The 12,436-nt window shown below is 41.2% G+C and carries 14 protein-coding genes; 5 read left to right on the forward strand and 9 right to left on the reverse strand.

The annotated features are described in order from the left end of the window. The first annotated feature begins 110 nt into the window (after positions 1–110). The 3 genes from AC0J2F_RS05965 (at position 111) to AC0J2F_RS05975 (ending at position 2,049) form a co-directional block, all read left to right on the forward strand. Entirely contained in the window at positions 111–404 is a 294-nt protein-coding gene (locus AC0J2F_RS05965; protein ID WP_473009250.1) for a hypothetical protein, read from the forward strand. Positions 405–599: 195 nt separating this feature from the next. Continuing rightward, positions 600–815, forward strand: coding sequence for a hypothetical protein (locus AC0J2F_RS05970; RefSeq protein ID WP_473009251.1), 216 nt, complete (start codon positions 600–602; stop codon positions 813–815). 10 nt (positions 816–825) lie between these two features. After that, entirely contained in the window at positions 826–2,049 is a 1,224-nt protein-coding gene (locus AC0J2F_RS05975) for a cupin domain-containing protein (protein ID WP_473009252.1), read from the forward strand. A gap of 48 nt (positions 2,050–2,097) precedes the next feature. Here AC0J2F_RS05975 and AC0J2F_RS05980 read toward each other — a convergent pair whose 3' ends face one another. Then, the gene (locus AC0J2F_RS05980; RefSeq protein WP_473009253.1) at positions 2,098–2,235 is read right to left on the reverse strand and encodes a hypothetical protein; all 138 of its coding nucleotides are present in this window, start codon (positions 2,233–2,235) and stop codon (positions 2,098–2,100) included. A gap of 77 nt (positions 2,236–2,312) precedes the next feature. Then, a complete protein-coding gene (locus tag AC0J2F_RS05985; protein ID WP_374959599.1) occupies positions 2,313–2,504 on the reverse strand; it encodes a hypothetical protein in 192 nt (63 codons plus the stop codon). Positions 2,505–2,612: 108 nt separating this feature from the next. On the opposite strand from AC0J2F_RS05985, the gene AC0J2F_RS05990 reads away from it, so the two are divergent. After that, positions 2,613–4,805 (forward strand): amino acid permease, encoded by a 2,193-nt coding sequence (locus AC0J2F_RS05990; RefSeq protein ID WP_473009254.1) that lies wholly within the window; start codon positions 2,613–2,615, stop codon positions 4,803–4,805. 6 nt (positions 4,806–4,811) lie between these two features. Here AC0J2F_RS05990 and AC0J2F_RS05995 read toward each other — a convergent pair whose 3' ends face one another. Next, a complete protein-coding gene (locus AC0J2F_RS05995; RefSeq protein ID WP_374958916.1) occupies positions 4,812–5,996 on the reverse strand; it encodes a fibronectin type III domain-containing protein in 1,185 nt (394 codons plus the stop codon). A gap of 210 nt (positions 5,997–6,206) precedes the next feature. On the opposite strand from AC0J2F_RS05995, the gene AC0J2F_RS06000 reads away from it, so the two are divergent. Continuing rightward, complete coding sequence (locus AC0J2F_RS06000; RefSeq protein WP_473009255.1) at positions 6,207–7,550, forward strand: M24 family metallopeptidase; 1,344 nt, start codon at positions 6,207–6,209, stop codon at positions 7,548–7,550. An 86-nt stretch (positions 7,551–7,636) separates the two neighbouring features. Here AC0J2F_RS06000 and AC0J2F_RS06005 read toward each other — a convergent pair whose 3' ends face one another. From AC0J2F_RS06005 to AC0J2F_RS06030, 6 genes are all read right to left on the reverse strand, one after another. Beyond that, positions 7,637–7,831, reverse strand: coding sequence for a cold-shock protein (locus AC0J2F_RS06005; protein ID WP_374958667.1), 195 nt, complete (start codon positions 7,829–7,831; stop codon positions 7,637–7,639). 363 nt (positions 7,832–8,194) lie between these two features. Beyond that, positions 8,195–8,740 carry a hypothetical protein gene (locus tag AC0J2F_RS06010; RefSeq protein WP_473009256.1) on the reverse strand — a complete coding sequence of 182 codons (546 nt, stop codon included), beginning with the start codon at positions 8,738–8,740 and terminating at the stop codon, positions 8,195–8,197. A gap of 105 nt (positions 8,741–8,845) precedes the next feature. Further along, the gene (locus AC0J2F_RS06015; RefSeq protein WP_473009257.1) at positions 8,846–9,979 is read right to left on the reverse strand and encodes a helix-turn-helix domain-containing protein; all 1,134 of its coding nucleotides are present in this window, start codon (positions 9,977–9,979) and stop codon (positions 8,846–8,848) included. 320 nt (positions 9,980–10,299) lie between these two features. After that, positions 10,300–10,731 (reverse strand): response regulator, encoded by a 432-nt coding sequence (locus tag AC0J2F_RS06020; protein ID WP_473009258.1) that lies wholly within the window; start codon positions 10,729–10,731, stop codon positions 10,300–10,302. Continuing rightward, positions 10,670–11,815 carry a PAS domain-containing protein gene (locus AC0J2F_RS06025; protein WP_473009259.1) on the reverse strand — a complete coding sequence of 382 codons (1,146 nt, stop codon included), beginning with the start codon at positions 11,813–11,815 and terminating at the stop codon, positions 10,670–10,672. Before AC0J2F_RS06025 ends, AC0J2F_RS06020 begins: the two co-directional genes overlap by 62 nt. Positions 11,816–11,853: 38 nt before the next feature. Further along, positions 11,854–12,264: a hypothetical protein gene (locus tag AC0J2F_RS06030; protein WP_473009260.1), complete on the reverse strand. Its 411-nt coding sequence runs from the start codon at positions 12,262–12,264 to the stop codon at positions 11,854–11,856. Positions 12,265–12,436 lie beyond the last annotated feature (172 nt).

Genomic DNA, 12,436 nt, shown 5'->3' on the forward strand with positions numbered 1-12,436 from the left:
TTGTATCTGCTTTCATAAGTCTAATAAATACTGCTGAGCTTACACTATTACCGGGGTTTTAACAAAGCTTAACATCTGATTTTTTGACTTTTGTCTAATATTTTAGTAATATGTTTAAACAAAACAGTCCAAGTTTTTCTTATGCCGATGGATGGCAGATCGGATTCTTGAGCGGTTCTGTAGCTACTCTCATTTTTACCGCCTTTATGGGCTTTTATATGTTAGAGATCAATACCGATTTTGCCAATGCGGTCTTATCCAACTGGGGACTTACTTACACTAACGGTGTTGTCGTTATACTCCTGTCCACCGTACTTATGGGAATGTCTACCGCAGTTGTGCTCTCCCTTACATTTATGCAACTCCTAAAAAACACTTTGAACCCAAAAAGATTAAACGCATAATTTAGGAATTAGGAATTAGTTTAGTCTATCGCCCCTGCCCGGCAGGGGTTTTTTTATGCCGCATCTGAGTAATCATACACCAAAGTCAGCTCATAAAAAGGCTTGAAAAGGTCCAAATTTCCAATATCCCCATTACCGGGTATGTTTTGCCGCAGGCCATCAGAATAGATTTGAGAAATCTTTAAAATGAATGATATGGAAAACAAACTGACATTTTCAACAGATCAGGCCGCGGTTAAAAGAGGGCTTCCTAAGTCCTTGAAGTACGCGCTGGTCAGTGCAATTGCAATTAGCTCTTTGACAGTTAGTTGTCGAGAGTCCGACGATTGCACCACGACCACTACGGACACCGGTAGTGTAGCCGATTTGGGCGCACAGCAAGATCCGAACACATTCTGTGATATTGATTAATGATTGTTCTATGAAGAATTCATTAGATTTTCTAATCTCTCCCTACACCAGGGAGAGGTTTTTTCAAGACTATTTTGAGCAAAGGCACTTACACATTAAGGCCGACGACCCAGAGCGATTCAATCACATTCTAAGTGCGGCAACCTTGGAGCATATAGTGTCGAGCCAAAAACTCACCCTGCCCAATACGCGAATGGCCCACAAAGATTCTGATCTGGACGCCAACCAATTAACCCTAGAAGGGACAAATATTATTGACCTTAATCGGGTAATTGAGAAATACTCAGAAGGCGCAACCTTGATCCTCTCCCAATTACAGGATCGCGTGGAGACCTTAAAATCCTTGTGTAATACCCTTACTGCGGATTTTGGCCAGCGCTTTCAGACCAATATTTATTGCACCCCAGGAAATTCCAGTCAGGGGTTTACCATTCATCACGACACTTATGATGTATTCATTTTACAGATAGAAGGTTCTAAAGATTGGAAGATCTACGAATCCCCTATTGAATTAGCCATCAAGGACCAAGGATTCAAACAGGAATTGCACCAACCCGGAGCCGTTATTGACGAGTTTACCATGAACCCAGGTGACCTGCTCTATATCCCGAGAGGCTTGATGCATGCGGCTAAGACGTCCAACAAACGGTCTATCCATATCACCACAGGGTTTATGGGCTTCACTTGGCAAGATTTCATGATCGATAAGATCAATAAGCTCAGCCAAGAACACCTGGACCTACGCCGCGGATTCCAACCCGACTTTTGGAACAATCCGCAGCAATATGAAGCCGTTTACAAGCGGATATTGGGTATACTTGGGCAACCTCAGGAACTACAATCAGGACTGAACCATTTATATCAGCATTCGCTGAATAGGTTCCGAGTGAGCACACTGAACCCTATAGCGCAAGCAGAAGCCATTCATCATTTGAACTTGGATACACAATTGGTGGTAGAGGAGAACAGCATGTCTTTTGTAGAACAGATAAGTGATACAGAACTGTCCATAACGCTCTACAATAAAGAAGTAACGCTTCCTGCGGCGCTGATGCCTGTAATAGAATTCATTACCGAGACCAAGAGTTTTCAACTTAAAGATCTACCGCTTTTAGACGACGCGGGTAAGATCAATTTAGCGCAGACCTTGCTCAAAGCAGGAATGCTCAGGTCTAAAACCTTAGGGCAAGAGCGAGCTACCGAAGTCTTAAACGGATTTGCCACCAGTCTTTAGTCCTTAACCTTTTTGCAATTAGCTAAGTCCGGCCATAGGTCGGGCTTTCTATTTGGTTTTCTGTGACTTGGCTTTTAGCTTACTTTGGACGTGCTTAGCTGCGCGCTTTTTTAGCTGTTCGTTAAAGCGAACTCCATCGCCGTGCATATCGGCTAGGGGTCTATCTATTATATAAGGTTTTTTCATGGCTATTGTTTTTACCTTAAGATAATGATAGCTAGCAAATTAAGAGGTTAAGCTTGCGTTAAAATCCGCAGTAATCACTAGGCACTAAGCACACAGTCTGCGCATGCTTTGACCTCACCGTAATAAGTCTCACGGTATTTGTAAAGGGTTTTGATAGGCACTCCTAAAACACACTTCTTAATATAGATCACTCGGGTTCGGAGCCTTCCCATATTGGGGTGGAATCTGTTTTCGTATTTACTGTTTCGCTGTACACTTATCATTTTCATTAATCGTAAATTTTACCTTAACCTAAAAGAATAGCAGCCAATCGCAAGTTTGAGTTGTTAGAATTTTGTTAAGTCTCGTTTGACTAATTCTGCTATCTTGTGTTGTCTATGCAAGAAGCCAACAACGCACATAAAAAATTTGGCACCTTTGGAGGTGTATTTACCCCTACGCTCTTGACCATTTTAGGGGTTATTATGTATCTGCGGATGGGTTGGGTCGTTGGAAACGCTGGGCTTCTAGGAGCTTGGTTGGTCATTATTATTTCTTTTCTGATCACTCTCTGCACAGCCCTTTCTATGTCTGCCATTACAACCAATATTAGGATAGGCGCCGGCGGGGCTTACGCAATAATCTCACAGTCTTTGGGCCTCGAAGTTGGCGGCAGTTTAGGTATACCGCGCTATATCTCACAGGGCTTGGCAGTTACTATGTATATCTTCGGATTTAGGGAGGGTTGGCTTGGTATATTCCCGGAGCATAATGCCTTTCTGGTGGATGTCTGCGTCTTTGCAGGCCTAATAACCATTGCCTATATAAGTGCCAATCTGGCCATTAAGATCCAGTACATCATTATGGTGATCATTATTGCTTCTTTAGTATCGGTAGTATTGGCTGCTTATGACGGTTCTATGCAGATCCCCACAAGTGAAGCTTTGAGCTGGGGAAGCTTTAAAGGATCGCCCGAAAACGGATTCAAGGGCAGTAATTTCTGGTTGGTCTTTGCGGTTTTCTTCCCTGCAGCAACAGGCATAATGGCTGGCGCAAATATGTCAGGAGAACTAAAAGATCCGCGCTCAAGCATACCAAAAGGAACCCTTTGGGCTATAGCGGTGAGTTTTGTGATCTATATGTTATTGGCTTTTTGGTTGGCGAGATCCGCATCAGAAACAGAACTCATTAGCAACTACAACATCATTATTGAAAAGGCATATGTTGGCCCCTTGATCATAGCCGGAATATTAGGCGCAACCTTCTCTTCGGCCTTGGCCTCTTTGGTTGGCTCCTCTAGAATACTATTCGCTATGGGAGAGCATCAAGTACTACCCAAATCAAAGTTCTTAGCAGGAACAAGCGCTAATGGGCAACCCAGAAATGCAATGATAGTAACCGGCATCTTGATCTTTGCAACTATGCTGCTGCGCAATCTAAATGCGGTGGCTCCCTTGGTTACTCTTTTCTTTTTAGTGACCTATGCCATGATTAATATAGTGGTGATCATTGAGCAAAATTTAGGCCTTATCAGTTACAGACCCTTATTCAAAGTACGGCGATGGATCCCTTGGCTGGGGCTAATCTCCTCGGTATTGGCCATGTTTATCATCAACCCAACGATAAGCTTAGTGACCATAGGGATCGTTTTGGCGGTCTATTGGTATTTGTCGCGTCAGAATTTAGAAACACCTTTTGAAGATGTGCGCTCCGGCCTCTTTGTATCTTTTGCGGAATGGGCAGCAAAGCACACTTGGGGCATGAAAAAAATGCAGCAACGCGCTTGGAAACCCAATCTTATGGTTCCCGTACGCGACTTGACTGGAGCACGAGGTAATTTTGACTTTCTGCGCAACATCGCTCATCCTAAAGGCTCTATAAAACTCTTAGGAATAGAACCTAGCTCCGAAGGCAGCACTATGGGGGAACAACTCGAAAGTCTGGCTCAATCCTTTAGAGACAAAGACGTATTCTCTAGTTGGACTATCATTAACACTACAGAATTTGCCAAAGGGGTCAATTACGGCAACCAAGCCTTGTTGGGAGCTTTCTTTAGGCCTAACATAGTGTTCTTAAACCTTCAAGCGCATGACGATTATGAGACAGAGCTCCGGCCTGTGATAAAAGAGTGCATTCGCTTGGAGATAGGATGTGTGGTGTATCAGCAGCATCCAACGGCTCTCTTAGGGCAGCGAGACACTATAAATGTTTGGCTCAGCAGCAGAAAAGACAACTGGAATCTGGGATGGGATATTGGGAACTTAGACCTTTCCACTTTGATTGCCTACAAACTGATGAAGAACTGGCAAGCCAAGATCAGATTAGTAATGGTAATAGCCGATGAATCCGAGCGCGAGAATGCCGAAAATTTCATGCAACAACTCATAAGCCTGGCCCGTTTACCCGAGACTTTGACCGAGATCTTTGTGGGTAATTTCAGAGCTATCTTGCCCGATGCCCCAAGAGCAGATCTGAATATCTTTGGCATGGATGCCGATCTGCGTTTTGAATTTGTAGAAGAAATGACACAAGCCACTAACTCTTCCTGTCTGTTTGTAAAAGACAGTGGTCATGAGAGTATTTTGGCTTAGGGCCTATTAGTCTAAATTGACGTATTCAATGCGGTGTTCGCGCTTGGTGCTGTTATTTGTTTGCGGTAGAATTTTCGATGGAAATCCAAGTTCATCGTACTCGTAAGCAATTTCATTGACCACCACACCTCCTACTGTTTTGGCAATTAAATTATTTTGATTGTTAAAAAACATTAACTGCGGAATATATATCAATTGATTGCTTAAAAATGCAGATAGATCATAAGTATCCAAACGAAATTGACTCGGGAAACCGGGAAAGTCTTTAAAGTAATTTGGGTTTGAATCGTATTTAAAAATCAAGGCTTCGCTTTCATTTCCGTTTATGACCATTTTGGATAGGTTATCACCTTCGTATTCAAATTCAACGACTGTTGATGGAGTACCATCGCTTGGCGTAAATTTATAGTAAACAACCCGATCATCACTATCAAGGCTAAGGTTTATTGAATGTGTAACCTCTGAAAGCACTTCTTCTGTCTCCCAATCCAATTCTCTGACTGTGGCAGTATAACTTTCAGGATCAACTATGTCTACAAAAGTTGTTTTAATCGTAAATAAGAAATCATCTGTTTCTCGTAAGAGCACTGAACGCAGTGAATCTCCTTCATACATCATACTTATAGATTGACCGGTAAAGTCTAACCCAAAATTAACATCGGTCAATTTTGCGGCGCTATCATAATTAAAAGAATAAACCCCTCCCGTTGAACTGTTCACAGAATTAATCAAACTGTAATCGTCATTATAATTAAAGTTTCTAACATCGAATTGTGTTCCAAAATCAAAGGACCTTATCTTACTTGTTTTGGCTGGAAAATCTGCCAAATCCAGGGTAAAAAAGGCAATAGAAGCAGTGCTTTCTCCAAAAGTGTTTCTGGCGATCACATCTACACTGTATGACGTATTCATCTGCAGACCATCTATAAAATAACTTTCGTCAGCAGGAGAAATTCCAGAAACAAGTATTTCACCATTGAAACGTAAGTCGTAAGTAAGATCTGGCGTTACTTGAGAACTTGGAAGATCCCACGTTATGGTGGCATTATAAAAAGAAGCTTTTACACTTACCGCTAAATCGATTGTAGCAGTAACGGTATCATCTGTGGCAATTATTTCATTGTCGTTCGAATTGCAGCTGGCCAAAATAAATATTAGCGCCACTAGCAGAATAGATATTTGCTTAAGCATAACACTTTAAAAATGAAAAAGTAACTATTAAACAGCACAAATCCAAGTACCGCATTTCAGTGTGGAATCATATAATTTAATATCTAGGTCTATGCATTAATCCGCTAGAGCAAAATATTCTAATTCTGATTACACACAGAATCCAGATTTGCATTAGGTCTTTGCTGTTTTCTGTAGTATTTTTAGGCTTCTTAGAAAAACCGATCGGCCATGCGAAACAAATTAGCACTTACCATCCTTTCTATTTTCTTGCTTTTGAGTTGCAAAGAACAAGTTCAACCAGAAGCCACAGCTACTGCATTTGATCCTGTAGTCTATTGGGGAGAGAATCCCTGGCCAGAAATTCGCAAGGAGCGTATCAATACACTATTACCTCAGGCCATGCAGGCCGCTGGAGTGGACTGTTGGATAGTAGTCTGTAGAGAAAATAACAACGACCCTATAGCCGATCATATTGGTGGTGAGAATGCTGGTGGAACAGCTGCTTTCTTGTTCTATTTGGATGCAGATGGTTTCCATTCTAAAGTCTATTCACCTTCTGGCGAATCGACCGCTTTGGCAGATCTAAAGATCCACAAAGAAGTTGTACCGGTGGCCAGGGGAAACTCCGCCTTAAAGGAGGCTGCGGAGTTTATAAAAGGCAAAAACTTTAAGACCATAGCGGTAAACTCCTCAGCAACCAATTCTACTGCGGATGGCTTGTCTTACACCCAACGCATGGAACTGGAAGAACTCCTAGGACAAACGAGCGACAAGCTCGTTTCTTCCACGGAACTCGTATACCAATGGCTCAGTATTAAATTACCAGAAGAAGTAGCCATAATGCGCAAGGCGGCTCAGCTTACTGCCGATTGGCAAATCGAGGCTTACAAACAAGTAGTGCCGGGCGTTTCTACAGATGCGGACATTGCTGCCTTTTTAAAATCGAAAATGGCCGAGTACGGAGTAAAAGACGGTTGGGCGCCCGACCAAAACCCAAATGTGAATTCGGGACCAGACCGCGGACATTCACATGCCACGGACAAAGTGATCATGCCAGGTGATGTAATACAGATCGATTTTGGCATCAAAGTATACGACCGTTGGGTAAGCGATATTCAACGCTTTGCTTATGTGCTGAAACCAGGGGAGACAGAACTGCCAGAGCGGATAAAACACTATTGGGAAAGTGCCAAGGCGGGGAATAGAGCAGCCTTGAGCGCTATGGCTCCTGGCGTAAAAGGCATTGAGGTAGACCGTGCTCAACGCGTTCTAATGGAAAAGGCTGGTTCCGAGTATGTGATGTGGAGCACAGGCCATCCGGTAGGATATGTGGCGCATGATGTTGGTCCGAATCTAGGAGGCTCTCAGGCCCCTTCGGTTAGACCGGCAGCTCAAAAAGAACTCCAAGCAGGAATGACATTTGCATTTGACGGATTTCACGCCTGGAAATTGGACGAAGAAAACATTAAGACCATCTCTGTAGAAGAGATGGCCATAGTTACGGAAGAGGGAGCAGAATACCTCATCGCTCCGCAGGAAGAGATGATTTTGATACCTTCTGGTAAAAATTAGGTGTACTGATCGGCAATAAAAAAAGCTCACCTTTTTAGGGTGAGCTTCATATCGTTTTATGGGATTTTTTAAGACCCTAAAAGAACTTAGTCTACCAATTCTACATTGATAGCATTCATGCCTTGGCGGCCTTGAGCCACCTCAAATTGAACTTTATCATTTTCTCTGATATTGTCAATAAGTCCGCTCATGTGAACAAATAGATCTTCGTTGTTGTCTTCTGGTGAGATAAATCCGAATCCTTTAGTTTCATTAAAAAACTTTACAGTTCCTTTTTTCATTGTGTTTGATGTTGTGGTAAAAAATACCTGTTTAATAAATTGAATCAATTTCATACTGATTGCGTTTAATTGATTATCGGCAACGTCTAAATCCGAAGGAATTAGAAAGTAAACCATACGAGTAGTGATAAATGATAAAGGAAGAAAGAAAGGATACTAAATACTAGTGGAAGAAAACTTGCTGCTAGAAGAAATACTGCTTGTCAAAAAATCCTTGGGAACATTAAATACTTGTCCTCAATACGTTGCGATGCATAACTGCACATCGCCAATAATGGGCGCAAGGTACGCTTAATAAAATTATAAACAACGATTATTAAGCACTTATTTGAAAATAAATAATTCCAATAGCGAAAGAGCCCTCTAATTTTTATCAAGCATATTGTCGCCCGTCTGATCGTGAAAGAGGTCGTATTGTTGTAACTCCGGGTAATACTTTCGAAATTCGTCTATAAATCCATAGATATGAAAATGCTTCCTGTTGGTTCCAATAATTGCCCCGATTACGGTTCCACATAACCCAAAGAAGGTGCCTAAAACTACTGCCTTTTCTTCTTTGGTGAAACTAATAAACCCACTGTTATCATCGCCATCTATGTATCCTGCAATTGCACCCAAAGCTCCTCCGGCGGCAAGCCCTCTTAGGGCTCCACGGGTAACAGCCCCTTTTCTACTGAGCTTTATCTTGGCTATATCCGCAGCTGCAATAACAACCAAGCCGTCTTCTTCAAAACGTTTACTTACGTCTACCGTAACTCCATCATCGTCTACCTTTACAAGATAACCACGAACTCGAGTTCCGTCCATTTTTTTGATCATCACTTTATAGGTCTTTAACTTATTTTGTTCTTGTCCGTACGTAAAGCTTATGCTGAACATTAAGATCAGCAGTAAAAAAAACTTTTTCATTACACCTTGTTTTTGTTAGTGGATCTAAAGTAAGACCCCCTATAGAGATCGAATTCTCAAAAAATGGCTACAAGATAAAATAGGACGTCCAGCGATAATTTCGGACTAGCTTGCACACACCTTTTTCAGGTATTCTGTAGGGGTAGTCGCTGTAAATTTCTTGAATGCGGCATAAAAGGTTGAGCGGGAATTAAAACCGCACTCCAGGCCAATGGCTACCATGGTATAGTTGTTAAAATTTTGATCTGCAAGGAGCTTTTTAGCCTGTTCTACGCGTAGGGAATTGATATAGTCTGAAAAGCTAAAGCCGCTGTGATTATTTACCAGTTTAGAAAGATGGCTTGCGCTTATAGAAAGCGTTTCTGCCAATGAACTCATACTGAGTTCCGGCTCCAAATACTTTTTTTCTGACACCACGAAGTCGTGGACTTTTTTAAATTCCTCCCGATGCTTATCATCTACATTGGAGGTGGCTATAGCTCCTATACCAATAAACTTATTACTGGTGGCAATGCGTTTGCGAAGCTGAATTCTGTCTTGTACAATATTGTAACGATACAGGCCTTGATAACCAATCCAATAGAGTAATACGGAGGTCCCTAAGCGCAATACACTATACCCCCATTTGATGCCGAACATAAAATCTGCCATCTTGGCGAAAACCCAAAAGACCATCACCAATCCTCCCACCTTAAAGAAGAGTTTTAACCACTTGAGGTCGTCATAACTCAGCATGGACTGATAGACATTCTCCCGTTTGAAAACCAACTCAATGGCCTTGTAAAAAATAGCGATACTCAAGGCCAGATTAAAAATATCCTCTATCATCGTGTATTGGCTAATCAGAGCAATGTCTTGACCAGGCACATTGTAATACACGTGATAGATCACCGCCGACCTGAGCAAGATCTCCGCAACAAACACCACTATGGCAAACTTCACAAAACCGATAATGGTCTTATCTACTTCTAAGAAGTGAATAATAAAGGCATAAAACATGGGCAGGATAAAGAAATACCATGGTACAAGCATATTCTTGATATAGAAGAGGTCCGAAGAATATCCAACCTCAATAAGCCACGCCTGTAGGTTATTCAATGAAATAAAGAGCACCACAAGATTGAGGTATAAAACCACAATGCTAAAGCGCTTTCTAAACAACAAGGTCACCAGGTTGAAGATAAAACCCTGTATCACTCCTGCTATCAGCAAAAAATTGACAATGGCATTAATGTCCATTTGTAGTTAGTTGGTGATAAACTAAAAGTAGTAAAATTATACGGCAAGATAATTTGGCATTAGTGCAATGACCCTATAAAAGTTGTCCTATATAATCGTTGGACAGCTGATAATGCAATGATTACTTCGTCTGAATGCCTTATGCTCAAACAAATAAGCCCATCCTTTGCGATGGGCTTGTTTCAGCGTATTGGTCTTCTTTGTTCACTAATCTTAAAAACGTTTCCAAAAACGACCTGCTGGGCTGCGGGAATATGTGTATGAGGTTTAGTGAATTCAACTTTGCAAAACCCCACTTTAGCAAGTACAATAAAGTCTGTTTAACCAGCTATAAAACCATTACGTAATATGGTTATGGCGTTGGAGAGTTTTTCTAATGTCAAGGGTTTAACTATATAACCTTTACAAAACGGATTCACATCACTACGCTTAATATCTTCGTCATAATCTGAATTGGACAGAATGATCACATCAATGCTTTGCATATGAAACAAGCGCAGGCGCTCAAATTCTTCCAACACTTCCCAACCATTCATATCTGGCATACTCAAATCTAGGATGACCAAATTTGGAATGGAGCGAAATTGGGGATTACTGTATTCGCTTAAACTGTTAAAGTAAGCTAAAGCACTACCACCATTAGAGAAACAAGTGGTTTTTATATTCGGATCAAAACACTTGATCAGATGCTCACTTATATAATGAGTTGTTCTGTTGTCGTCTATCAATACGATATGTTCTATGCTCTTCATAAGGTTTGTCTGGTTTTGGATTAGGGATACTAATTTGAATTTCAGAGCAATTAGTTTCTGTTGCTGTTATAGTTATTGAACCGTTAAAAAGCTCAAGAATTGAATTCATCAAATAATAACTCATATTGACCTGAGAGACATCTTCGCCTTGGTTCGGCCTAAAGACCTCTCCGTGTTCTTTCAATGCCAGGTCATGAATTAGATGATTAAAGGTCATGGCGATAATTGCGCCTTGTGGAGTTGTTTGAACTCCTATTTTCAGGTGTCGCTTATCGCGGATATCTTCTCCATAGGTATATCGATTAACAAAGCGCACGGCAGCATTCAAAAGGCGTTCGATTAAGATCTTATTGGATCTAAATGGATACTCGGTATCGTAATCGAATTCCAACTTTAAATCTTTGAAAACGGGACAAGCCCCACAACCAATAGATAACTCCTCAAACATTTGGTCAAAATCTACGGTTTCGTCCAACTGATAGGTCTCCGTTAATATGGAGATCGTGGTTAGGTCTTCTAACAATTGTTTTCCGCCATTTAGGCTAGATTCCAACATGCCGATCAACTTGGAGGCTTCATGTCCTAAGGGTTCTTTTTTAATGAGCTTGATTAGTCCTTGCGCGAAAAAATAAGGCGCTTTTAAATTGTATTTGCACTGGTATAAGAGCAGGTCCAGGGAAGTGGATTTTTTATGTAAATCAACTTCCAAGGCCCGTCTACGTGAAATATCTACCATCACAACGGTGTAAACGGGCCCGGAGATAGTATGCTGCGCGCGAAGTTCGAGTTCTAATGGGAACCGCGACCCATTTTTTTTCAATCCTGTGAACTCTTTAATCTCGCTATGGTCTACCCCCATAGACATTTGCAGCATTTGCACTAACTCCTTCTCAGAAGTTGAATTCTTTTTCGTTTCTAAAAAATTGGCAAGTGGCTTTCCTATCGCTTCGGACCTAGTGTGTCCAAATTTGCGCGTTGCGCAGTCGTTCCATCTTGTAATCCTTCCATGTTCGTCCAAAGACACCAGAACTACCACATTGCCAACTTCTAACAGACTTCTGTCACTGTAATCTTCTTGTCTCATAATCCATACCTCTTAAACATCGCAACAAAAAGTCTTGTTTAATAATTCGCCACATACTGATCGCAGAACTTTCTCGCTTCGAAGTACGAACTACATATCTTATATGGTATGAGTGGATCGTAAATGCGCTTAAATGAACGCAAGGTTAATATTGATCCTAACTCTTTAGCAACAAATACGTCTACCAAGCGCAATTTATTCAGTCTAGAACACCTTGAAAAATACTTGGCAATAGCTATTGGAGCATTTCCTTTGGCGCGGGTCATATCAATCAAAAACGGGGTGTATTTATTATCGCACAAAAACTCAATAGCTCTAACATATTGTTCTAGTTCATCGGGCGCAACATGATCAGAAATTTGACGCTCGGTAAAGGTGATCATCATGATTCCCTGTTCATGATTGAACTCGACTTGTTCGAAACTTATATGTTGTTTTAACGCACTCATATTGCTGTTACTCCTTATGCCATAGCTGTGCCAAACTGTATCAGCAAAGAAGCAAAAAAATTATATATTACTGATTTTCAAGTTTTTAAAAAATGAAAAAGAGGAAAACTCTGTGTCTTTAATAATTGACAAGTGACGGTATTCCGTCAGGAAAAATGTACAAGAAAGGTAA

Source organism: Gilvibacter sp. CC01 (genome assembly GCF_055755295.1).

What these genes read in the sequence shown, in the direction of transcription:
- AC0J2F_RS05965 (WP_473009250.1), top strand. Translation starts at nt 111, where the DNA reads ATGTTTAAACAAAACAGTCCAAGTTTTTCTTATGCCGATGGATGGCAG.
- AC0J2F_RS05970 (WP_473009251.1), top strand. Translation starts at nt 600, where the DNA reads ATGGAAAACAAACTGACATTTTCAACAGATCAGGCCGCGGTTAAAAGA.
- AC0J2F_RS05975 (WP_473009252.1), top strand. Translation starts at nt 826, where the DNA reads ATGAAGAATTCATTAGATTTTCTAATCTCTCCCTACACCAGGGAGAGG.
- AC0J2F_RS05980 (WP_473009253.1), bottom strand. Translation starts at nt 2,235, where the DNA reads ATGAAAAAACCTTATATAATAGATAGACCCCTAGCCGATATGCACGGC.
- AC0J2F_RS05985 (WP_374959599.1), bottom strand. Translation starts at nt 2,504, where the DNA reads ATGAAAATGATAAGTGTACAGCGAAACAGTAAATACGAAAACAGATTC.
- AC0J2F_RS05990 (WP_473009254.1), top strand. Translation starts at nt 2,613, where the DNA reads ATGCAAGAAGCCAACAACGCACATAAAAAATTTGGCACCTTTGGAGGT.
- AC0J2F_RS05995 (WP_374958916.1), bottom strand. Translation starts at nt 5,996, where the DNA reads ATGCTTAAGCAAATATCTATTCTGCTAGTGGCGCTAATATTTATTTTG.
- AC0J2F_RS06000 (WP_473009255.1), top strand. Translation starts at nt 6,207, where the DNA reads ATGCGAAACAAATTAGCACTTACCATCCTTTCTATTTTCTTGCTTTTG.
- AC0J2F_RS06005 (WP_374958667.1), bottom strand. Translation starts at nt 7,831, where the DNA reads ATGAAAAAAGGAACTGTAAAGTTTTTTAATGAAACTAAAGGATTCGGA.
- AC0J2F_RS06010 (WP_473009256.1), bottom strand. Translation starts at nt 8,740, where the DNA reads ATGAAAAAGTTTTTTTTACTGCTGATCTTAATGTTCAGCATAAGCTTT.
- AC0J2F_RS06015 (WP_473009257.1), bottom strand. Translation starts at nt 9,979, where the DNA reads ATGGACATTAATGCCATTGTCAATTTTTTGCTGATAGCAGGAGTGATA.
- AC0J2F_RS06020 (WP_473009258.1), bottom strand. Translation starts at nt 10,731, where the DNA reads ATGAAGAGCATAGAACATATCGTATTGATAGACGACAACAGAACAACT.
- AC0J2F_RS06025 (WP_473009259.1), bottom strand. Translation starts at nt 11,815, where the DNA reads ATGAGACAAGAAGATTACAGTGACAGAAGTCTGTTAGAAGTTGGCAAT.
- AC0J2F_RS06030 (WP_473009260.1), bottom strand. Translation starts at nt 12,264, where the DNA reads ATGAGTGCGTTAAAACAACATATAAGTTTCGAACAAGTCGAGTTCAAT.